Origin of the sequence: Enterococcus sp. DIV0240d (assembly GCF_051711245.1) — a bacterium.
GTDB classification, from domain to species: domain Bacteria; phylum Bacillota; class Bacilli; order Lactobacillales; family Enterococcaceae; genus Enterococcus_D; species Enterococcus_D casseliflavus.
In genome coordinates, this window is sequence record NZ_JBIOMG010000001.1 from 796833 (window position 1) to 818814 (window position 21982).

Below are 21982 nucleotides of genomic sequence, written 5' to 3' on the forward strand. Positions count from 1 at the left end.
ATGAACACTTTGAAGAACTAATGAAAATCACTGATTTTGTTGTTTCAAGTAGGAATGGGAATATAAAAATTCGAGAAGAATACTGGGATTGTGCCATTTCTTTGGCCTACACATTGAAACTCCTTTTACTGAAAAAAATATTGCATTTAATTATACGATATTACTTGTAACAAGAGTTTCTTTAACAAAAAAAGAAATTTTAGAGGAGCTCTTCATTTCACCGAGTTATTTAAATAAAATAACAAAAAAACTAAATATTTTCTTTTCTTCTTTCGATTTTTATATACTAAATGAAAATGGTCAGTATAGATTAGCAGGAAATGAATTTAATATCAGGCTCTTCTCTTGTATTTTTTTGCAAGACTCCTTTCAAGATATAGAATGGCCTTTTTCTGATGTTTCTAATGCAAGCATTCCCTCCTTTTTGCCTGATAAATTACTAAACACTACTTATAGCGAATCAAGTACTCAAGGGCAGTTAAAGGATATTTTTTTTGCAGTCTTACAAACACGGATTAATAATAAGCAATACTTGTTTTCACCAAAATCGAAACTTATCCAATCGTTCTTTTCTATCATTTCAGAAAATATAAGTGGTTTATTATTTCGTAAAGACAATAGGTTTTTTTTTCTTGAAAAAGTAGATGAAATTTGCGAAGCCGATTACTTCTATTTTATGTCTCTTTTTTTTATTCCCGACATTATTTCTAAAGAAAGTAAAATAAATTTGGGGCAAATATTTATTGATTCTAAACATCCATTTTGTTTTTTATCAAGAGAAATTTTAGGAGTAAGCACTTCAATATTTCAGAAAAAAATGTCTACGCATGAACAGAACTTATTCATATATTACTTGACACTATTCAATGCACTGTATGCTTTGGTTGGTGAATCTATTATGGATTTTACAAAGCTTTTTATTCCACCATTAACATATCACTCAGATATTAATGATGAATACATAAATGAATTACAGAAAAGCATAGCTCCCTTTAATCTTAGTAAAAGTCACAATTACCTTTTAGTTAGTTTACTTCATGTTTTATTTATTTCAGAATTAAAGACAGAGATAAAAATATATTTACGAATGTCAAAAGATTTTATGGCTGGATTTTTTATTGAAAGAAGACTTAAAGGTTTGTTTAATGAAAACCAAATTATCATAACAGAAGACTATTCTGTAGCTGATATCGTAGTTACAGACACATTAGAAAGAGCAATATGTGATAAGAAAGTATTCTATTTAGATTCTATCAGTAATATGGATAGTTGGAGAAAATTACTTTCGTTAATACAACATTCGTATCTTGATAAACAGATGATGCAAAAAGTGTAGAGGAAGTATTTATGCTTCTATATAATTCACTATGATAATTAGATAGTATTATATTGTGTTTATTTCTTTGTAGATTACGATTTTGGCGGTTAAATTCTATCATATATTATATTTTAATTATTTCGATAAATTTCTTATGCAAGATAATGTGTAAAATTATGCTATATTCTTCTAATGTGATACGTTTTTAAGGGACTTTTGTCAATAAAAAATGAAGAGTTGTGAAAAATTAGATAATGTTCATAAGGTTTTGAATTTATTCTCTGAATCTGTCATCAAATTATAGAGCCTATTTTATTAAGAAGTGTGGGTGTATTACTTTCTTATATACTATTATTGAATCCAATTTGTGTAAAATATCATACATAAATTGGGAATGGCGATTTCTGTTATATCCATGTTACTATGAATAGTGCAAAGACAAGCCGTTAGACAATTTATAAACTTTATTAGTAGTATAAAAATTGCTATAAATTAAGAAGTTTATGAAAATAAACTTCTTAATTTAACAAATATTTATTACAAATAATTTTGCTGACAAAGAAGACAATCCAGGAAACAACCAGCTCTGCATAATTTTTTAATCTAAAAATTTTTCAATTACTATGTAATCTAAGAAAAAGATAAAACAGTAAGAAACAGGAGAGACAGTTATGACTTCCAAACCTCATTATATTAATGAAGAATCGTATTTTTTATACTTTGAACAGAAATGTAATGATCTGGAATTTCGTGAAAAGTATCCGCTGATTATTAATAGAATAAATAAAATTTGCCAAGAAATTAAAGAATGTATTTACAGTTACGAAGGAAAAGACTTTTTTCGACTTCATGCTAAAGTTCTTGGTTTAGATGCTCAACTACAGATTATTTTATTTTTAGTTGAGACAGTAGAATCAGAATTTATTAAAAACTTAACTGAAAAAGACATTCTGGATTGCGCTCAGCAAGATTATCTTACATACATGAAAGAACAATGCGAATATTATCCCAGTGAAATTATGGATCACTCATTGTATTTTTCAGTATTATAATTATATTTTTTTGCTAATTCTCATGCAATTCCGCACAAAAAATCATTCTCTCAACTGATTGGGAAAATAATGATGAATTATAAAATTGTTTCTGATTCGTTATAATCAATTGTGAAAGCCAAAAATAGAATTTGTATGCATAGTATTTAGTCTTAATTATTTTGTAGTTTTACTGGTTTGATCAATCCTCTTAACTTAAGATTAATTAATCATTTAGCAGTTTCTTTCAGAATAAGGTTTTAATTGCAAATATAACAAAAAAACTATAGAAATGAATCTAGAAATATTACTCTGTTGATTTTCTATAATAAATATTAATATTGTATGAATTAGTAGGGGAGCGTCAATAATTTTGTGTAAATGATTCTTCCCTACTGCAGATTGTTTCTAATTCTCAATCAGTTGGCTTAGCATTTGTTCAAGTTCGCCTTCGGCCTGTTGAAAGCCTTTATGACTGCGACCTAGGAATTTTTGGTTGTAAGTATCAAAAGACGAGACTAAGAAATGTTCCATCGACTCTTCGTTTTGGAACTGTTCCTTGCGGTGGCTGTATTTCTTGATTTGCTTATTAAAGGATTCAATCAAGTTCGTAGAATAAATACTCTTGCGTATGGCCAAGGGGAAATCATAGAAAGTGAGCAAGTGATCGTTCGAAAGAATCGATTCAACCACTTTTGGATAGCTGGTTTTCCATTTTTCCGCAAAAGCACCACGTGCTTCCAACGCCACCTCTTTAGATGAGGCTTGATACACCATTTTAAAATCATCACAGACTTCCTTACGATCATCGACACGCACTTTGTGACTGATATTACGGGAAACGTGTACACAACAATGTTGAAAACGAGCTTTGGGATAGAACCGACTAATCGCTCCTACCATCCCCTTTAAGCCATCCGTGATGAACAGGAGGACATTTTTCAAACCGCGCTCTTGAAGGTCCAATAAAATTTCCTCCCAAATCGTGATGGATTCAGTCGGTGCAATCGCATAGCTCAATACTTCCTTTGATCCGTCCGGGCGAATGCCAACTGCGATATGAATAGCTTCCTTGGCGACGGTTTTCCGCTTTAACGGAATATACGTTGCGTCCATATAAATAGCAGCATAACGGTCATGAAGCTCCCGCCCTTTAAACGCCGTTACCTCTTCTGTAAATGATTTTGTTATATTAGACATGGTTTGGGGCGTGTAGTGATGCCCATACATTTTCTCAATCAAGTCTGCGATTTCCGACATGGTAATACCTTTTCGGAAGAGGTGAATGACGGTCTCCTCTAACGTGTCATTCGTCCGTCTATAAGCAGGAACAGTCTGTTGCTTGAACTCACCATTGCGGTCGCGCGGAATCTGGAGATGAAGTTCCCCATACTCGGTCTTGACCGTACGGTCATAGGAGCCGTTACGAGAATTACCCGTGTTAAAACCAATGCGATCATACTTTTCGTAATCTAGGAAAGCCGTTAACTCCGTTTTGAGAAGCGTATTGACTGCTTTCTCCAAATGGACACGGAATAATTCATTCAAATCGCCTTTGTTCGCTAGAGTCTTTAGAATTTCTGTAGTAAAATCGTTCATAGGGAAGTCCTCTCTTCTGTGAATGTGTTGTGGTAACTCTATTCTACAGAAGGGACTTCCTTTTTTCTATTTACACAAAATATTTTACACTCTCGCCTGTCGTTTAAAATTCTTATTGGTATTGTTTTGTTTATTTCGCAAGTCTACTTTATTATATCATTTTCTTTGAACAGTATCGGTTATGTTGCGTATGAATATACGATTCCAATCTTTATTTATTATTTTGGCATTCTCAAAGAAAAAATCTATCTGGTTGGGTTAGTACCCGTCATTTTGCTGACCTTTTTTGCATTGATCAATAAATTTGAATGGGAAGCCATGCTCTTTATTATCGGATTAAATTACATCATTTTAATCGTTACGGGCTTATTAAAGAAAAGATTTTATGGACAACCAAATCACACGGCATTTTACCTATTTTCGATTTTCGTTACGGTTGTCTCGCCGATGCTCAACGCCTTGCTTTTTTATCGCCGCGAAATTAGCGTTTGGGATGTGGTGTCTTTAGGCATTGGATCTGTGGGGATCGTTTCTTTATGGAAGTATTATTTGCAGAATCAAAAAAATTTCCTGGAAAAAATCAACACAAAAATCATTGAACGCAATTATGATGAGTTGACCAAGGTGAAAAATTTCCGCAGTCTGAACGAGGATATTTCAAAGCTGGCGCTACTTGAGAAGGACCAGCTCGTCGTGGTGATGATGGATTTAGATCATTTTAAGCGCATCAATGATCACCATGGACATCAAATCGGCAATCAAGCCCTATCCTTCTTTTCGGAAAAACTGATGACGTTTCTCTACCAGAAAAGTCCTTCCCATTTAGTCGAAGTTTATCGATATGGCGGCGAAGAATTTTTAGTCCTATTTAAAGAGAATACTTCTGATGCTGTGAAAAAAATTATTGAAGAATTCCATTTGTTTTTAAGCAATGAACAGTTGAAATTAGAAACCGCCCAACTGACCCTTTACTTTTCGGCAGGGATTTCAGAAGCAGCCTCTGCGTTAGACATTTCAGAAACCTTCTACCAAGCAGATCAAGCATTGTACGAAGCCAAAAGGAAAGGCAGAAACCGCACGATTATTTTTTCTTGAGACGTTTGCTTTTCTCAAGAAGGTTCCGCAGTCTTTTCTCAAGTGGATAGGTGTTGTAGGAAACCAAAAGGAAAGACAAGGTCGTATGATTTTTTAGACGAATATTTTTCAGAAGAAGTTTTAATAAAGAGACAAGGTTCGCAGGCTTCTTTTTCCAGCGTCGTGTCTTTTTCAAAGGGAAGAGAGGAAGCAATCTGGCAAGTATAACGGTTTACCGATTATCTTGAGAGGTTAATTGAAGGGAAAAAACAAGTAGAGTGCTTTTTAAGAAGTGGGAAGAAACCACTTCTTTTTTTGCACCAAGCATTGGGCAGTCGCGCTTGGCAGCATCGACTTGGTTTTCTGGCGTGTTTACAGTCTTTAAAAGCAATGGTATATTTATTTGATAAGTAAATAAAATTATTTTGTCCCTGTGCGTAACGATTACTGACTAAGGAGACTTCCCCATGAAACCAATTCGGCGAATACTATACCAAAGTGTTTTGTACGTAGCTATTCCTTTGATCGTGAGTCTACTGATTGGCTACCTAGCCAAATGCTCACTCCTGATTCCTGCATCCATTATTTATGGCGTTCTTTTGGTGTTTATGATCCCTTCCGACAGCTTTTTATCAAGCAGCGTGGACTACCAAACGAAACGTATGAATCCAAGTTTTCGTCCTCCGCCATTACAGAGAAGGATTGAAAGTGCGCCAGAGATGATCAATTTCCTCTTCGTTTTAACGGCACTGGTTTTGTGTTTGCTGCTCTTATTGGTTGGGTAAAGGGAATTCATAGAAATCATGTACTAAGAAGAATGACAAAAAGAAGAGGAGAACAGCGATGAAATTACTCAAACAAATCAATTTGATGGATGATAAAAAAACAATAAAGAGATTGAATCTCGCGGCGATTCCTAGTTTTATTTTTTTCTATGTGTTCTTTACACTCTTTGTCTTAGGTGGTCATGGGTCAAATGCTGAAACTTCGTTTATTTTCGATCTTTTGATCTTAATGGTTGCATATTTTATTCTCATCATTATTCATGAATTGATCCATGGTGACTTCTTCAAGCTTTTTGACCCTAAAGGGAAGGTAAAGTTTGGGTTCAAAAATGGCGTAGCATATGCCACGAGTCCCCATTCCTTTTATTCAAAAGGGAAATTTGCCATCATTTTATTGGCGCCATTCCTTGGCATTTCTGTGGGTCTCTTTCTATTTTATTTATTTGGCTGGTTGACGGCATCTCTTTTTACCTTGATTGCTGCCGCACATGCCGCTTCTTGTGTGGGAGACTTTTACTTTCTTTTTCTGATTGTTAAAGCACCAGCGAACAGTTGTGTAGAAGATACTGAAGTGGGGCTGAATATTTATCAAGGAGAGTAGTTTATTTTTCAATTGATCTTGTCAAAATCAAAGAGCAAGAAAATGTATGCTAGAAAATCTCTTACAAAAAAACAAACACCTCAAAAGTGTTTGTTTTTTTTATAGGACTGTTTATAAAAAACGTATATAGCAAGAAGACTGTTCGGCCGACAAAAAGACAACTTGTTTTAAACGACCGTTTTCTTATTAGCGCTTTACCGATACAACGGTAAGCTGCCAGCGACTTTATTGATACTCTTTTTCTTGCCTTTTAAACAAAGGCCGAAATAAGCCAGTGTTTCTGTGGGAATCGTCTCAAGCGTCTGACGGTATTGCTCATAAGAATTGGTGGTCTGAGCAACGTCGGAAAAATCAATGATGGTTACTTCTGGATCTGCTTGTTGACTGATCGATTCACGAATGGTCTGCAACTGTTCCTTGTTCGTTTTTAAGATAGGAATGGGGAAGTTGACAATGCCAAGGTGTTTTCTGCCCGTCGAATCGTAAATATCTTCTCCGATTCCTTCGGGAAACAATTTGCCCAAGGTTGCGCCTAAAATTGCAGCAGTATTTGCAACTAAGCCAATCGGTAATTGTTCATCGATAATCATGACACATTTTTCTTGGTTATTCATACGTTCTCACTCCATCTTCTTGGTAAATTGTTTGGTAAGCTTTCGGGGTGACCCCAATCAAGCTTTTAAAGATACGGGTAAAATGACTTTGGTCACTAAAACCTGTCAGAAAAGCGACTTCTGCAATTGCTTCTTGTGCTTCTAGTCTTTTCTTGGCAGCACTGATGCGCACCGTACTTAAATATTGAAACGGCGACAGCCCATACGCTTTGGTAAATTGCCGAATCAAGACGTACTGATTCATTCCAAGAACGTCACTTAATTCACTCAAGGACAATTTTTCGGCATAATGTTGATCGATATAGGCTTTTGCCGCTGTGGCTTTATTTGACACCGGGTCCGTTTGTTCGTGGGTGAAATCCGCATACTGAACAAGCAGGTCGTGAAGCAGACAAGTAAAGCGTTCTTGCTTTTCAAACTCATCACCGCGATCCGACAGCAACAGCTGGTGCACTGCATGAAATTCCTCTTTTTCTTTCACTTGGCGAATGACCGGTTCAGGAAAGTGGGGCGTCAATTGAGTGTTAAAAATTTTTTGTACTTGTACCGCCATGTTCTCCGGGGTTAAGTGGATATTGCGGTAAACCAGCTTTTCCTCCGTGAGTTGCTGGCAGCGGTGGGCAGCCTTTGGCGGAATCAAAATCAAGTCGCCTGCTTCAACGATATAGCAGGTATTTTGACAGGTGAATTGACGCGTCCCAGCTTCCATCAAGCCAATCACATAATATTCGTGCCAATGGTTAGGAAACTCCTGCTGGATGCCGTTAAATAATAAAGCTTCTACACCAAGGGTGCTATCTTGAATGATTTTTCGTTCATTTCTCATCTGCATTCTCCTTTTTGTTACTATAACAAAAGTGGTTTTTGGTGAATAGAATGATATTGACTTTTGACTATTTTTCTTGATGGAAGACACTTGGTTGGGACTGAGAAAAGGGGCTGGAGAAGGTCGGAAAAGAGTGGATCAGGCTTGAAGAGAGAACAGCGGGTTATTTTGACGAATTTATGGAATGAATCACAGCAGATGGACCATGCGCCGTGAAAAAATAATGATAAATCCTTGGCATTTGAAAGTTTTATTGATGGAAGTATGGGACCATTTGACTGCAGTAAAGTTTGTGACGGTGGCTATCTTTGAAAGGTGGTGGTGCTTATGAATGTAAGTACTAACTCTTCAGAAAGGAGAAGCCTTTTTGTCCACAGCGGAAGCAATCGGGCTAATGATCAGTTTTGGTACATTTACCGCCATGCTGATCTTTGGTACCCTAGCCGCAGTGAAAAATGACAAAAAAAAATAACCGTCGACTTTAACAGGGAAACGGTTATCTTTTAAGTTAAAAAAACTGTCGCCGTCTTAAATGGCGCTGCAGAGGGGTTGTGGCAACAACTCCTCTTTACATAGTTAGTATAGCAAGAAGAGAGTGATTTTTCAACTTTTAACAAGGATATTCTCAAACAAAATCGATAAGCGACATAGGCAAAACCTTATTCTCAATTGAAATAAGGTGTTCGATGCAGTCATTTTGGAAAAGTGTTCGAACATCTAAAAACGAATGCAATGTTTAAAGAAAAGGGAAGCATTATTATCGAAACTAGCGGCTAATAAGTTCCAGATAAATTCTGATACATTTATTGCCATGCTGCTCTTTCGTATCCTAGCCACAGTGAAAAATGACAAAAAAATAACCGTCGACTTTAGCAGGGAAACGGTTATTTTTTTACTAATAAAACCCTGTCGCCTTCTTCAAAGGTGCGAAAGAGGAGTTGTGGCAACAGGTTTCTTCTATACAGATCACTATCGATCATATTCGTGAATGCTAATCTACCAGTCGCTCGAGATCGTAGGAAAAACCGTTTTGCTTACTTAGTTCCTTGTAAAACAAGCCGCTTTTCTTTATTGTACGTTTCTGTGTGGCTAAATCTAAAGAAACTAAGCCGTAGCGGTTTTTATATGCATTGATCCATGACCAACAATCAATGAATGTCCATAGATGGTATCCTTTTATATTACAGCCATCTTGAATTGCTTTCCATAAATAGGCGAGATGGTCTTGGATAAATTCAATGCGATAGTCATCAATCACCTGTCCATTTTCATCCATGAACCGTTCTTCATTAGCAACACCCATGCCGTTTTCTGAGATAAAGGATTCAATATTTCCGTAGTTATTTTTGATATCCATACATAAATCATAAATTCCTTTTTCATAGATTTCCCATCCACGATATTCATTCATTCGACGGCCAGGCATAATATGCGGTTCAAAGAACCATTCTGGTAAGAATGGACTTTCTAGATTAACGGCAGAAGTTCTTGCTTTGACACGGCGTGGTTCATAGTAGTTTAGACCAAGTATCTGTGCGGTATTCTCTTCAATAATTTTTAGGTCTGTGTCATTGAAATCAACGGGTAATTGGTCATATTCCTCCAGCAACGAGATTAGTTTTTCTGGAAATACTCCTTTGACCATGGGATCTAAGAAACTACGAGTATAAAAAAGATCCGCAATTTCTGCTGCTTTTTTATCTGCTGAATTTTGGCTTCTTGGGAAAGTCGGACTCAAATTGAGAATTACTCCGATTTTGCTAGATAGCTGGTATTTTTTAAAAGTTTGAATGGCTTTTGCATGGGCTAATATGGTAAAGAACGCTGCTTGAGCACCACGCTTAAAATCAATGAGATTTGGATAGTGAAAATCTTCTAAATAAGATCCCAAGATTGGCCCCAAAGGTTCGTTAAAGGTGAACCAATGATAAACCAAGTCGCCAAACGCTAGAAAACAGGTATCAGCAAAATTTACATAAGCATCAACAACTTCACGTGATTCCCATCCCCCTTTATCTTGTAATTTTGCGGGCATATCAAAATGATAGAGATTCGCAAAAACTTTGATATTATTATTTTTCATTTCGGTGAAAAGATCTCGATAATAGGCTATCGCTTTCTCGTTTGGTTTACCAACCCCGTCATTTGGAAACATTCGTGCCCATGAGATAGACACACGAAATGAATTGTGCCCCGTTTGTTTCATCAATTGAATATCTTCGTGGTAACGATGGATATGGTCTGTCGTAATACTAGGTCCAATTCGTTTATAAAAACGATGTGGTTCTTCGTGAAACCACCGATCCCATACTGTCTCTGCTTTTCCTGTTTCTCCACGCCCTTCAGATTGTTCTGCTGACCAAGCGGAGCCCCACCAAAAGTCATCTGGAAATGTTAACTGAGTTTGTCTTGACATTATCGTTTCCTCCTGTTCGTTTTTAATAGTGTAACATTGCTTTTGATATAAATAAATACTTTTTATTAAAAATATATATCTTTGTGTGATGGGTATGTTTTTAGCTGTAAAAAGACAATTTTTTATGTTAAAGTATAAGTAATAGAGATGAGTATGAGGGAGTAAGTTATGAAGAAACAGCCAAAATATATGGAGGTTTATACGGAGGTAAAGAAAAAAATTGCCAATGGAACCTATCAAATCGGCGAAAAATTACCTACAGGCGATGAACTTGCGCATGAGTATCAAACAAGTAAGCTCACTGTGAAGAAAGGTATTGATATGCTAGTATCAGAGGGAGTTTTACGAACACGTAGTGGATTCGGAACGGAAGTTCTACGCAGACCAATTGATAATTCGAAAGTGTTTGGACCAAATGAAGGTCTTTTTGATTTAGTAGGGGAAGAACATGTGACTTCTGAAATCCATACGTTCTCAATTGAGTTGCCATCGAATGAAGTGGCAGAAATTTTAGAAATAAATCAAAAAGAGTATGTCTATAATATTATTAGAAGTCGTTTTATTGATGAACAACCGTATTCTATTGAGCAAACGTTTATGCCACTTTCTGTTATACCGGGGTTAGAACCAAAGCATTTGAAACGTTCTGTATATGGCTACATTACAAATGAGCTTGGTCTAGAGATTAAATCTTCCCATATTTGGATCAAAGGTGATGTGGCAAATGACTTCGATGCGGAAATTCTTTCTGTAAAACCAGGCGAGTTTATGATAGAGGTAGACAAAGTGGTGTCATTGTCATCTGGTGTACCGTTTGAATATTCTCTTTCGAGACATTTATACAAAGATTTTATTTTTGAAGCAGTTTTTGTTGAGAAGTGAAGACCAACGAATTTCGTTGGTCTTTTTTTGACTTTTAAAAAAGATATATAATTTTAGATAAAGATATTTACTTTTTTAAAAAGCTGGTGTATGATCATCCCATAAGCAATCGCTTACAACTAAAAAAGGAGACTGATCGGGATTATGAGTAAAAAAGATGCTATTTTTGAAAAGTTCGGAATAATAGCCACAAGGCTAGGGAACCAGATTCATCTTCGAACACTAAGGGATGCTTTCGCCACTTTTATGCCTTTTATGATGTTGGCGGGATTTGTTACATTGATCAACTATGTTATTTTAGAGCCAACAGGATTTATGGGAAATATCATTGATCCAGCAACATTAACGACGATTCAAGAAATCGGGACTTCCATCAGTAATGGAACACTAAGTATAACGACGCTATTAGTTGTTGCGGCAGTTTCTTATCATACGTGTGTTAGCAGAAATTATACGAATCATATTGCTGCTGTTCTAGTCGCTATTTCAACGTTTATTGTTCTCACCCCTATGATGACGATGTTTACACCAGAAGGAAGTCAAGAAGCGCTGGAGGTAGGTGGGGTTATTCCTGTCACTCATACTGGCGCGTCAGGAATGTTCGTTGGAATTTTTGTGGGCTTAGCTGCTACGGAACTCTTTATTAAGTTATCAAATAACAAAAAGTTACAAATTCAGTTGTCAGGAAATATCCCACCAGCTGTGTTGAAGTCATTTAACGTCCTTATTCCAATCATGATTACCGTGACTACCTTCGCAATTGGTTCATTTGCAGTCAATCAATTATTCAATATGGATGTTAATTCGTTGATTACTACTCTAATCACTGGACCTTTAAGTAGGGTAACGACAGGTTTACCAGGGTTCCTCTTAATTACATCAATTGCAAATCTATTTTTCGGGTTTGGAATTCATCAAGCAGTGATATCAGGTTCACTTCTCGATCCGTTCTTAATTCAAAATATGCAAGAGAATATGGCTGCTTATGCGAATAGGGAAGATATTCCACATATCATAAACATGGCATTTAAAGATACGTTTGCTGTTATGGGAGGATCAGGAAATACTATTGCTTTGCTAATTGCTATTTTTATCTTTAGTCGTCGTAAAGACTACAAAGACTTTGCAAAATTATCCGTAACTCCTGCACTATTTAATATCAGTGAACCGATCATTTTTGGTTTACCAATTGTTTTCAATATTAGTTTGATTATTCCATTTGTATTGGCGCCGATTTTTTCCCTAACAGTTGCATATTTTGCAACAGCTGTTGGTTTAATCAATCATGTAGTCGTGCAGATACCTTGGACCACTCCTCCCGTCATATCTGGATTTTTAGCAACTGGTGGCGATTGGCGAGCAGCAGTCTTGCAAATTGCGATCATTGCTGTGAGTGTTTTTATCTACTTACCATTTTTACGTATCGATGAAAAAGTTACCTCAACAATAGGGAATGAAGAGGCAAATGATTGAGAAGAGGAAACTTCACAAGATTTTTTGAAGTCTTCTCAAACCAAAGGTAAGAGAAACAAATAAATTGAACAAATCTATATATCAAAAAGAGACCACACAGATACATGTGAGTCTCTTTTTTTGTGGGGATATCGATCGGTGAACTTGTGAATAGAGGGAAAGAATTACCTGAAGAATTTTTTTTACAAATCTATTGAGTTTCCATTCTATTTCTCACGGTTTTCGCTAACTTTTCAATAATGTACATTGCCGGTATCTGTGTTGTAATATCAGCTTCATTAATTTTTTCTAGCGAAATATTATAGGTTATTGCAATATCAGCTAATTTAGAAAGTGTTGAATTAGAGCTGCTGGTAATTCCTATTACTGAGCTTTCTGATAGATTCAAATGATTTAAATATTGAATGATTTCTGTGGTCTCGCCCGAAACGGATAAAGCGACGATACACATTTTTTTTGCTAACTCAGTGGATAGGTAATTAATAGGGTAATTACTAGGATCTTCAATGCGAATCGCCATGTTAAATAGTGACGAGAAATAAAGTGAACCATATTCAGCAACAACATTTGAGGAGCCTACGCCAATAAAAATAATCAGCTCTTTTTCCATCAATAAGTGAACTGCCTCATCAAATTTATCTTCAAAGAATTTGTCTTGTGTGCGTGCTAAAAAATTCAAGAGTTCACTCTCAAAATCAAGTGTTTTTACCTCTTTTTCTTCTTTAAGAGATTCGAGATACGCACTGAGGTAAATTTTAAATTCAGAAAAACCGGTACAGCGAAATTTTTTACAAAAGCGTAGTACGCTGGCAGTACTCGTATGACTTTTCTCAGCTAATTCACGAATACTCATGGAAGCAACTGCATTTACGTCTGAAATTATTGCTTTATATACTTCAATATCCGTTTCATTTAAGTCTGGTTGATAGTCAAGAAACAACATAGTAATCCCCTCCTGTTACAAATTGTAACAGGATTGTAACCGGTGTCAATCGTTTGCTTTTGTAACCGTTTACTTAAAGGCGGTATTTATGGAGATAAAAATAATCTATACTGACCATGTAGTTAAGTTAAAGGAGTGTTTCAGGATGGATAAAGGAATAAAAATTGCAACAATTGGCGGTGGATCAAGTTATACACCAGAATTGATAGAAGGATTTATTAAACGATATGCTGAATTACCGATTTCAGAATTATGGCTTGTGGATATTGAACAAGGAAGAGAGAAATTAGAAATTGTTGGGGAACTTGCTAAACGTATGGTAAAAAAAGCGGAACTTCCAATGAAAATTTATATGACTCTTGATCGTGAAGCGGCATTAAAGGGTGCGGACTTCGTTACGACCCAATTTCGTGTAGGTCTTTTGGAAGCGCGAGCGAAAGACGAGAGAATCCCTTTAACATATGACACGATTGGACAAGAAACGAATGGTCCAGGAGGGCTTTTTAAAGGATTACGCACGATTCCCGTTATCTTAGAAATAGTGAAAGACATGGAGCGTCTTTGCCCAGAAGCATGGCTGATCAACTTTACTAATCCAGCTGGCATGGTGACAGAAGCTGTCTTACGCCATAGCAATATGCGTAGAGTAGTAGGTTTGTGTAATGGACCAATTGGAATAGAACGTGGCATTGCAGAAACATTAAAAGTACCCAAAGAAGAATTATATGTTGAATTTACTGGACTAAATCATATGGTTTTTGCGAAAAAGATTTATCATAAAGGGATTGATGTGACTCAAAAAGTACTTACATTGATGACGCAAGATGCTGGTGATGCAGTTGGTCTGAAAAACATTGCTGATTTAGAATGGGAACCAGATTTTTTCCGAACACTTGGCATGATTCCCATCGGCTATTTAAGGTATTACTATCAGACAGCCACTATGTTGTCTGAGCAAAAACAATCAGCAGAAAAAGAAGGAACTCGTGCAGAAGTTGTGCAGAAAATCGAACATGAATTGTTTGAACTTTATAAAGATGAACATCTAGCAATCAAACCACCTCAATTATCAGAACGTGGGGGCGCTTATTATAGTGAAGCAGCATGTAATTTAATTAATTCCATCTATAATGACAAACGTGATATTCAAACGGTCAATACAAGAAATAATGGAGCCATCAGTGATATCGATTGTGATTCAGCGGTTGAAGTAAATTGTTTGATTACAAAACAAGGACCGATCCCTTTGACTACAGGTGAATTGCCTATTCCTATCAAAGGGCTAGTTCAACAAATTAAGTCTTTTGAACGTATAGCGGCCCAAGCAGCTGTTACGGGAGACTATAACACTGCTTTATTAGCGATGACGATCAATCCCTTAGTTCCAAGTGATAGGACAGCAAAGCAACTACTTGATGAAATGCTTTTGGCACACAAAGAATATCTGCCGAATTTTTTTAAAGGAGAATGACAATGAATATAAAATACTATGTTGAGGCAAATTACCAGGAAGTCAGTAAGATCTGTGCAAAACTCATTTTAGATGTCTTGAAAGAAAAGCCAAATGGGTTATATTGCTTTGCAGGTGGTGATACACCCGTAGGAACGCTTAACATCATTGCAGAAGCAGCAATCAATAAAGAAATAGATTTATCCCAGGCAAAGTTTATTGAACTAGATGAATGGGTTGGAATCGATCCGAAAAATGAAGGCAGTTGTATATCCTATTTGAAAAGAAACTTATTCAATCGGGTTCCTATTGACCTAAAGCAACTTCACACATTTGATCCTTTAGCCGATGATTTAAATGAGGAATGCAAAAAAGCTGATAAATTTATCGAGGAGAATGGAGGATTAACACTGAGTTTGCTTGGGGTTGGAGTAAATGGTCACTTAGGTTTTAATGAGCCTGGTTCGTCCTTCGAAGATAAAGCTCATATAGTGAACTTAGACGAATCAACCCAAAGTGTTGGGAAAAAATATTTTTCAGACGTGAAAGTTGATCGTACGAAAGGAATTACGTTAGGGATAGGACAATTATTACAATCTGGAACAATGATCGTACAAGCTAGTGGAGCAAAAAAGAAATCTGCGATACAACAATTTCTAAGCGGTACGATTACAAAAGAGTGTCCAGTTACTTCTCTATGGTTGCACAAAGATCCTGTATTGGTGGTTGATAAGGAAGTCGTGAACTAAAAGGAGGAAAAAAGATGCAGGTCATTGAGAACAAGGTATTGCCTATATTGCTGAAAATAGGCAATAGTAAACACTTAGTTGCTATAAGAAATGGGATTTCCATGACGATTCCTTTTACTATTGTTGGAAGTATCTTCCTAATCATTGGTAACTTTCCAATACAGTCATGGATGGATTTTGTGTCAAATTGGGGGCCGCAGTTGAATGCACCAGTCAATGTTACGTTCGGAATCCTTGGACTGATATCTGCAATTGGCATAGGCTATCATTTAGGAAAAGAGTTTGGTGTTGATGCTATTTCTAATTCGATGCTCACAACTATCGGCTTTCTTCTAGCAACATTAAACGATGACTGGACGATAAATTTGGCTAATTTTGGTGCTAGTGGTATGTTTACCGCGATCATTGTTGGGGTATTTGTCACTCATGCTTTTAAATGGTTTGTCACTCATAATATTGTAATAAAAATGCCAGAAGGTGTGCCGCCCACTGTAGCAACTTCTTTTGCAACGTTAATCCCAGGAGCATTTATTCTGACCGTTATATGGATCGTCAGAACTTTATTAGGGGTTGATATCAATGAAATCATTACTATTGTTTTCCAACCTTTAATGCAAGGGATGGGAACACTCCCAGGCATGCTGCTATACACACTTCTCGTTTGTATGCTATGGATATGTGGAATCCACGGAGACAATGTTTTGTCCGGAATTGCGACCCCTGTTTTCCTAAGTTATCTTGCTGATAATACGGCAGCTTTTCAAAGTGGTGTAGAAGTTCCTCATGTTTTTGCCGATGGATTTTGGATTGTCTTTATGTGTTTAGGCGGAACTGGAGCAACACTAGGTCTAGTGTTAAATATGCTCCATTCCAGAAGTAAGATGTATAAGTCGATTGGACGATTATCATTGCCGTCAGCTATTTTTTGTATCAATGAACCGGTTATTTTTGGTTTGCCTATTGTGATGAATCCTGTAATGCTTATTCCCTTTATAGCAACGCCTATGGTCCTATGTATCGGTACGTATATCCTAATGAATATTGGTATAGTAGGACCGATTGTTATTCAAGTTCCATGGACTATTCCTCCTATTATTGGTCCTTATTTAGCTACTAATGGTAGTATTGGAGCAGCTGTTTGGTCTGTTGTATCAATTGCTATCTCATATTTTATTTATATGCCATTTTTCAAAATATTGGAAAAGCAGCAAGTAAAAAACGAAGCCGCAAAGACACAGGAAACGGAAACAACGATTCCTGTTAGTATAAGTGAGTAGATAGAAAAAGCTTATTTTCCATCATTTATTAAGATAAGTCTTTTAGGTATCAGAAAATAACTTTAAAAAAGTATATTGGAAAAATGACGATTGCTTTTAATGATTCTGATAGTTTCAATAATAAAACAACAAATAGCATCAGTATCTAAGCGAATCAGTAAATGATTCGCTTTTTTTAATGTTGTATTTTTTATCCATTTGTTTCTATCAACAAAACCTTCTCGGATACTATATTGGATGTTATGGTAATCCTTGAGATCACCTCTTCGGTCCATCGTTAAAAAAAAACGAAGTTTCAGTTGTACCGAGAAATGATGGCGATTTCATTTTGTGCAAGCTATAGTTTAGGTGGGGGTAGCAAATATGATTCATTTCAAATTGACGTATCTGTTTTCAGAACCAAATGTTGAGGCGTTTCTTGATTTGACGAAGTGGAGGGATGAGGAATTTTTGGCTGAGATTGCCAAAATCAATCAAATCACTGAACAGCGGTTGAATCAACGAATCATGATTCATGAGGGAGAAGTTTTGATTCCTTCACTGATTCAACGAAAGTGGCCGGAAATTCTTTTCGATGTCCAGAAGAATACGTTGTTTTTTTCGGAAGAAGAGCGGCGGTCCATGATTTATCTTCTGACTTTTTCAGCAGTGAAAGATTTATCCGTCTATCAGTTTCAAGAGCTGTTCTATGTCAGTAAAAATACGATTTTGAAGGATGTAAAGGGGATCAGAGAGGAACTTGCAGCTTTCAAGATTCAACTATTGTACTCTCGAAAATATGGCTTTTATCTAGAGGGAGAGGAATATCAGATTCGCGCTCTTGCCTTTCGAAAGGTCAGCACGTTATCCAATACGAAAAACGGGAACTTGCTCTTATTTGAGGGAATCTATGAGCAGGATAAAACGATCTATGTTCAAATCAGAGATCGTTTGTCCGCAACACTGACTGATTTCAATCTGGTGATCGTTCCGAGTCGCTTCGAAGAAATGCTTTATTTTCTTAATTATCTATCCTTTCGGATGGCAGAAACGGCTGTTTCTTTAGCGGAGACAGAAATACCGCTGCTCCAGTCGCTGAATGTCCATCAAGTCAGTCAGCAGTTTTTAGCAGAATTTCCTGACATCAAAGATCGGAAAACAGAAGAACTTTATGTAACGATCCTGTTGAAAACGATTCTGCAAGGAGATATCGAAGATACTTCATTAGAGTTTTTATTGGAATGTGCCAGTAAGATCATTCATGAAATGGAACGGCTGGCAGCTATCGAGTTTGTGGACTATCGCACCCTTTTGATGAACACATTCTATCATCTTGTACCAGCGTATTTTCGAATCCGCTACGGTTTTCCACTGGAGAATGTACTGATTGAAGAAATCAAGCTGCAATACAATGAGTTGTTTGAACTGACGAGACGAGCACTGGGTTCTTTAGAAGACCTAGTCGGCACGATCCCTGATGAAGAAATCGGTTATTTTACGATTTTGTTTGGTGGAGAAATCAGTAAACAAAAGGCCAAACGTGATTACTTCCAACTGAATGCATTAGTCGTTTGTCCCAGTGGCATCAGTTCATCCTTGATTTTGGAATCAGAATTAAAGGAACTGTTTCCCCAGATCCATTTTTTGCCGGCTCGTTCGATCGAAGAGTACGAAAATGTTCGGTTTAATGAAGAGATTGATCTGATTTTTTCCAGTGCGCCGATCAAAACCAAACGACCCTGTTATGTGATCAATCCGATTATGACACCCATTGAGAAGGATGAACTGGTTAAAAACGTACAAGCGGCATTTTTCCCTTCAAAAACTGGATTGCATTCCATTGACGATGTGTTAGAAGTGATTTTGCCCTATGTTGATTTAAAAGCAGGAATCAGTAAGCAAAAGCTGAGAAAAATTTTGCAAAGAAAAATCAATCGAGAATTGAATAGAAGGGAAGACCAACGTCCGATGTTATCAGATTTATTAACAGCAGAAACCATCCAATTTACCGAGGTGCCGCTGACTTGGCAAGAAGCCATTCGAGAAGCTGCTGCGCCATTAAAAAAGACCAATAAAATTGAGGAGCAGTATATTACCGCCATGATCAATAAAGTGGTGGATCACGGTCCTTTTATCCATATTGGAAAAGGCATCGCTTTGCCTCATGCACGTCCAGAAGATGGGGTCAATGCCATCGGGATGTCGTTATTAAAAGTCAAAGAACCAGTGCTTTTGAATGATGATCCGCAACACCCCATTCACGTGTTTATATGTTTGGCGGCGGTTGACAATGAACTCCATCTAAAAGCGTTAGCGAGTTTAACTAAAATTTTGTCGAATAATGAAAAACTAACTGCGTTACTTTCCGCAACCAATGCGGATCAAATAATTGAAGTGATTAGAGAAGGAGAAGATGAAAAATGAAATTTGCAGCAGTGTGTGGGTCAGGATTAGGATCAAGTTTTATGGTGGAGATGAATATCAATTCTGTTTTAAATGAACTGGGTGTCTCAGGCGTGGAAGTGTCCCATTATGATTTAGGAAGTGCTGCACCCGATATGGCGGATGTTTTCTTCGTTGGCGGCGATTTAGCCGATAGTGCGCAGCATCTAGGTGAGATCGTAGTTTTAGACAGTATTATCGATCTCGATGAATTGAAGCAAAAGGTTCAAGCCGTTTGTCAGGAAAAAGGATTACTATAAAAAGGAGTAGACAGTCATGAACGAATTTTTAGATATTCTTGTTGATATCGCGAGTACCCCAGCGATCTTAGTTGCGCTGATCGCCGTTTTGGGGAATGTGCTGCAGAAAAAAGACATTGCCACGATCGTCAAAGGGGGGATCAAAACCTTTGTTGGGTTTCTCGTGGTCACTGCCGGGGCTGGGGTGATCGAAAGCTCTCTGGCGCCATTTGGGGAGATGTTCCAAGCAGCCTTTAACATGCAAGGGGTCGTACCGAATAACGAAGCGATCGTTGCGCTGGCTTTGACGACTTACGGCACCTATACCGCACTTATTATGTTAGCAGGAATGGCCTTCAATATTTTGATTGCACGTATCACTCGCTTTAAATACATTTATTTGACTGGGCATGCCACGTTGTATATGGCTTGCATGATTGCGGTGATTTTGAGCGTTACTGGAATGAACACCTTTAATCTAGTTTTATTTGGCGGCTTAGCGTTAGGGATCTGTAACACGATTTTCCCAGCGATCGCACAACCGTTTACCCGAGAAATTACTAAAAATGATTCCGTCGCATTGGGGCATACGGGGAACTTCGGCTACGCATTGAGCGGGTTGATTGGGAAATACGTCGGCAATAAGGAAAAATCTACCGAAGACATCAATTTTCCGAAAGGCCTGTCTTTCTTGCGGGATTCTACTGTTAGTATCACGATTACGATGGCGGTTGTATACGTGATCGTAGCAATTTTTGCTGGGAGTGAATTTATTACGGAAAATCTTAGCAATGGCACGAACTCGATCATTTATTCGTTGCAGCAAGCAGGTTCGTTTGCCGCTGGTGTCTTTGTGATTTTAGCTGGTGTCCGTTTGATTTTGGCAGAAATCGTACCAGCCTTTAAAGGGATTTCTGAAAAGCTTGTTCCTAATGCGATTCCTGCATTGGATTGTCCAATCGTCTTTCCTTATGCGCCAAATGCTGTTCTGATTGGTTTTCTAACCAGTTTTGTCGGTGGGATCGTTAGTTTGATCATCATGGTCTTCACAGGAACAACCGTTATTATTCCAGGGGTCGTACCCCATTTCTTCTGTGGCGCAACGGCAGGTGTTTACGGCAATGCAACGGGTGGTGTGCGAGGCGCCGTCATTGGTTCCTTTATTCATGGGATCATTATCAGCTTCATGCCGATCTTGTTGATGCCAGTCATGGGGGATCTTGGGTTCCAAGGATCAACTTTCTCTGATACCGACTATGGGGTTGCAGGGATCTTCCTAGGAAACTTAGCCAATATGGGCGGTCAAATCGCCATCTTCTCAGGGATAATTGCGGTAGTCGCGGTCTTGATCGGATTGACGATTTTCAAGAAAAACAGTCGGACAAAATCTGTTTCTGAATAAATAGAGGATGGAGGGATAAATAGTGGCAATCAGTGAACAAAAATACCACGAGCTTGAAGAATTAGCGGCAAAGATTCGTTTAGATACCCTTTGCAGCATCAAGAAAATGGGACAAGGCCATCTGGGCGGCTCCTTTTCAATTGTTGAATTATTGGCCGTTTTGTACGGCAAACAGCTGCGAATCAATCCACAAGATCCACAGTGGGCGGATCGTGACCGACTCGTCTTGTCAAAAGGGCATGCTGGCGCCGCCCTGTATAGTGCATTAGCAAATACGGGCTATTTTGATCGGTCGTGGTTATGGACGATCAATGAGGGCGGCACGAGACTGCCTTCCCATCCAGATCGCTGGAAAACGCCGGGGGTTGATGCCACCACAGGTTCACTGGGGCAGGGAACTTCCATGGCTGCTGGGATCGCGACAGGCCTGCGCTTGGCAGGCAAGGACAATTTTGTTTATTTGATCGTTGGAGATGGTGAACTAAATGAAGGACAGTGCTGGGAAGCCTTCCAATACATTGCCCACTTTAAACTGAATCACTGTATCGTCATTATTGATGACAACAAAAAACAGCTAGATGGGCCAACCAAAGACATTCTTGATCCTTTTGATATACAGCAGAAGATGACTGCTTTTGGCTTTTATACAGAAAAAGTTCCAGGGGCAGACATGCAAGCCATTGATGAGGCAATCGAGCGCTGCAAAGCAATCGAAGACCAAGCGGTTTGCATTGTCTTGGACAGCGTGAAAGGACAAGGCGTTCCTTTCTTTGAAGAACTAGATGCCAATCACTCCGTGAAGTTTACCACGGATGAGATCAATCAAGCGGCAGAAGCGGCAATCAAAGAATTGACGATAAAAATCGAAGGAGGACGCTAAGG

At 37.7% G+C, this 21982-nt stretch carries 20 protein-coding genes; 15 read left to right on the plus strand and 5 right to left on the minus strand.

Annotated elements, in window-relative coordinates; genetic code table 11:
* Nucleotides 1-88 precede the first annotated feature (88 nt).
* Entirely contained in the window at nt 89-1336 is a 1248-nt protein-coding gene (locus IGJ25_RS03770) for a helix-turn-helix domain-containing protein (protein WP_438779108.1), read from the plus strand.
* A 653-nt stretch (nt 1337-1989) separates the two neighbouring features.
* Nucleotides 1990-2370, plus strand: coding sequence for a DUF7006 family protein (locus IGJ25_RS03775; RefSeq protein ID WP_194185775.1), 381 nt, complete (start codon nt 1990-1992; stop codon nt 2368-2370).
* A gap of 387 nt (nt 2371-2757) precedes the next feature.
* On the opposite strand, the gene IGJ25_RS03780 is transcribed toward IGJ25_RS03775, so the two are convergent.
* A complete protein-coding gene (locus tag IGJ25_RS03780; RefSeq protein ID WP_438779109.1) occupies nt 2758-3948 on the minus strand; it encodes an IS256-like element ISLgar5 family transposase in 1191 nt (396 codons plus the stop codon).
* Between the two features lie 126 nt (nt 3949-4074).
* Here IGJ25_RS03780 and IGJ25_RS03785 point away from each other — a divergent pair, with 126 nt between their 5' ends.
* The 3 genes from IGJ25_RS03785 (at nt 4075) to IGJ25_RS03795 (ending at nt 6408) form a co-directional block, all read left to right on the plus strand.
* On the plus strand, nt 4075-5043 hold the full coding sequence (locus IGJ25_RS03785) for a GGDEF domain-containing protein (RefSeq protein WP_225001295.1): 969 nt from the start codon (nt 4075-4077) through the stop codon (nt 5041-5043).
* A 446-nt stretch (nt 5044-5489) separates the two neighbouring features.
* On the plus strand, nt 5490-5807 hold the full coding sequence (locus IGJ25_RS03790; RefSeq protein ID WP_081116992.1) for a hypothetical protein: 318 nt from the start codon (nt 5490-5492) through the stop codon (nt 5805-5807).
* A gap of 58 nt (nt 5808-5865) precedes the next feature.
* Nucleotides 5866-6408 (plus strand): DUF3267 domain-containing protein, encoded by a 543-nt coding sequence (locus tag IGJ25_RS03795; protein WP_208788461.1) that lies wholly within the window; start codon nt 5866-5868, stop codon nt 6406-6408.
* 194 nt (nt 6409-6602) lie between these two features.
* Here the strand turns inward: IGJ25_RS03795 and IGJ25_RS03800 are convergent, their stop codons facing one another.
* The gene (locus IGJ25_RS03800) at nt 6603-7022 is read right to left on the minus strand and encodes a DUF2000 domain-containing protein (protein WP_005232083.1); all 420 of its coding nucleotides are present in this window, start codon (nt 7020-7022) and stop codon (nt 6603-6605) included.
* A complete protein-coding gene (locus IGJ25_RS03805) occupies nt 7015-7848 on the minus strand; it encodes an AraC family transcriptional regulator (protein ID WP_081116990.1) in 834 nt (277 codons plus the stop codon). The genes IGJ25_RS03800 and IGJ25_RS03805 overlap by 8 nt, the downstream gene beginning before the upstream one ends.
* 367 nt (nt 7849-8215) lie before the next feature.
* On the opposite strand from IGJ25_RS03805, the gene IGJ25_RS03810 reads away from it, so the two are divergent.
* Nucleotides 8216-8320: a putative holin-like toxin gene (locus IGJ25_RS03810; protein WP_081116989.1), complete on the plus strand. Its 105-nt coding sequence runs from the start codon at nt 8216-8218 to the stop codon at nt 8318-8320.
* A gap of 519 nt (nt 8321-8839) precedes the next feature.
* On the opposite strand, the gene IGJ25_RS03815 is transcribed toward IGJ25_RS03810, so the two are convergent.
* Nucleotides 8840-10264, minus strand: coding sequence for a glycoside hydrolase family 1 protein (locus tag IGJ25_RS03815; RefSeq protein ID WP_060792765.1), 1425 nt, complete (start codon nt 10262-10264; stop codon nt 8840-8842).
* A gap of 168 nt (nt 10265-10432) precedes the next feature.
* Between IGJ25_RS03815 and IGJ25_RS03820 the strand changes: the two genes are divergently transcribed.
* Both IGJ25_RS03820 and IGJ25_RS03825 read left to right on the plus strand, forming a co-directional pair.
* Nucleotides 10433-11146: a GntR family transcriptional regulator gene (locus IGJ25_RS03820; protein WP_005227520.1), complete on the plus strand. Its 714-nt coding sequence runs from the start codon at nt 10433-10435 to the stop codon at nt 11144-11146.
* Nucleotides 11147-11290: 144 nt separating this feature from the next.
* Nucleotides 11291-12619, plus strand: coding sequence for a PTS sugar transporter subunit IIC (locus tag IGJ25_RS03825; RefSeq protein ID WP_225001296.1), 1329 nt, complete (start codon nt 11291-11293; stop codon nt 12617-12619).
* A gap of 190 nt (nt 12620-12809) precedes the next feature.
* On the opposite strand, the gene IGJ25_RS03830 is transcribed toward IGJ25_RS03825, so the two are convergent.
* Entirely contained in the window at nt 12810-13562 is a 753-nt protein-coding gene (locus IGJ25_RS03830; protein WP_005227526.1) for a MurR/RpiR family transcriptional regulator, read from the minus strand.
* Nucleotides 13563-13707: 145 nt separating this feature from the next.
* Between IGJ25_RS03830 and IGJ25_RS03835 the strand changes: the two genes are divergently transcribed.
* The 7 genes from IGJ25_RS03835 to IGJ25_RS03865 all read left to right on the plus strand — a co-directional run bounded on the left by IGJ25_RS03835 (nt 13708) and on the right by IGJ25_RS03865 (nt 21980).
* The gene (locus tag IGJ25_RS03835; RefSeq protein WP_060792763.1) at nt 13708-15033 is read left to right on the plus strand and encodes a 6-phospho-beta-glucosidase; all 1326 of its coding nucleotides are present in this window, start codon (nt 13708-13710) and stop codon (nt 15031-15033) included.
* A 2-nt stretch (nt 15034-15035) separates the two neighbouring features.
* Complete coding sequence (locus IGJ25_RS03840) at nt 15036-15761, plus strand: glucosamine-6-phosphate deaminase (RefSeq protein ID WP_081116986.1); 726 nt, start codon at nt 15036-15038, stop codon at nt 15759-15761.
* A gap of 14 nt (nt 15762-15775) precedes the next feature.
* The gene (locus IGJ25_RS03845) at nt 15776-17038 is read left to right on the plus strand and encodes a PTS sugar transporter subunit IIC (protein ID WP_081116985.1); all 1263 of its coding nucleotides are present in this window, start codon (nt 15776-15778) and stop codon (nt 17036-17038) included.
* Nucleotides 17039-17401: 363 nt separating this feature from the next.
* Entirely contained in the window at nt 17402-19441 is a 2040-nt protein-coding gene (locus IGJ25_RS03850; RefSeq protein WP_081116984.1) for a BglG family transcription antiterminator, read from the plus strand.
* Nucleotides 19438-19719: a PTS sugar transporter subunit IIB gene (locus IGJ25_RS03855; RefSeq protein WP_005227537.1), complete on the plus strand. Its 282-nt coding sequence runs from the start codon at nt 19438-19440 to the stop codon at nt 19717-19719. Before IGJ25_RS03850 ends, IGJ25_RS03855 begins: the two co-directional genes overlap by 4 nt.
* A gap of 16 nt (nt 19720-19735) precedes the next feature.
* On the plus strand, nt 19736-21100 hold the full coding sequence (locus tag IGJ25_RS03860; protein WP_015508967.1) for a PTS ascorbate transporter subunit IIC: 1365 nt from the start codon (nt 19736-19738) through the stop codon (nt 21098-21100).
* A 22-nt stretch (nt 21101-21122) separates the two neighbouring features.
* Entirely contained in the window at nt 21123-21980 is an 858-nt protein-coding gene (locus IGJ25_RS03865; RefSeq protein ID WP_005231438.1) for a transketolase, read from the plus strand.
* The last annotated feature ends 2 nt before the right edge of the window (nt 21981-21982 follow it).

Bases quoted from the DNA above. Each gene is read 5' to 3' on its own strand.
- IGJ25_RS03775 (WP_194185775.1), top strand. From the start codon at position 1,990: ATGACTTCCAAACCTCATTATATTAATGAAGAATCGTATTTTTTATAC.
- IGJ25_RS03780 (WP_438779109.1), bottom strand. From the start codon at position 3,948: ATGAACGATTTTACTACAGAAATTCTAAAGACTCTAGCGAACAAAGGC.
- IGJ25_RS03790 (WP_081116992.1), top strand. From the start codon at position 5,490: ATGAAACCAATTCGGCGAATACTATACCAAAGTGTTTTGTACGTAGCT.
- IGJ25_RS03795 (WP_208788461.1), top strand. From the start codon at position 5,866: ATGAAATTACTCAAACAAATCAATTTGATGGATGATAAAAAAACAATA.
- IGJ25_RS03800 (WP_005232083.1), bottom strand. From the start codon at position 7,022: ATGAATAACCAAGAAAAATGTGTCATGATTATCGATGAACAATTACCG.
- IGJ25_RS03805 (WP_081116990.1), bottom strand. From the start codon at position 7,848: ATGAGAAATGAACGAAAAATCATTCAAGATAGCACCCTTGGTGTAGAA.
- IGJ25_RS03815 (WP_060792765.1), bottom strand. From the start codon at position 10,264: ATGTCAAGACAAACTCAGTTAACATTTCCAGATGACTTTTGGTGGGGC.
- IGJ25_RS03820 (WP_005227520.1), top strand. From the start codon at position 10,433: ATGAAGAAACAGCCAAAATATATGGAGGTTTATACGGAGGTAAAGAAA.
- IGJ25_RS03825 (WP_225001296.1), top strand. From the start codon at position 11,291: ATGAGTAAAAAAGATGCTATTTTTGAAAAGTTCGGAATAATAGCCACA.
- IGJ25_RS03830 (WP_005227526.1), bottom strand. From the start codon at position 13,562: ATGTTGTTTCTTGACTATCAACCAGACTTAAATGAAACGGATATTGAA.
- IGJ25_RS03835 (WP_060792763.1), top strand. From the start codon at position 13,708: ATGGATAAAGGAATAAAAATTGCAACAATTGGCGGTGGATCAAGTTAT.
- IGJ25_RS03840 (WP_081116986.1), top strand. From the start codon at position 15,036: ATGAATATAAAATACTATGTTGAGGCAAATTACCAGGAAGTCAGTAAG.
- IGJ25_RS03845 (WP_081116985.1), top strand. From the start codon at position 15,776: ATGCAGGTCATTGAGAACAAGGTATTGCCTATATTGCTGAAAATAGGC.
- IGJ25_RS03850 (WP_081116984.1), top strand. From the start codon at position 17,402: ATGATTCATTTCAAATTGACGTATCTGTTTTCAGAACCAAATGTTGAG.
- IGJ25_RS03855 (WP_005227537.1), top strand. From the start codon at position 19,438: ATGAAATTTGCAGCAGTGTGTGGGTCAGGATTAGGATCAAGTTTTATG.
- IGJ25_RS03860 (WP_015508967.1), top strand. From the start codon at position 19,736: ATGAACGAATTTTTAGATATTCTTGTTGATATCGCGAGTACCCCAGCG.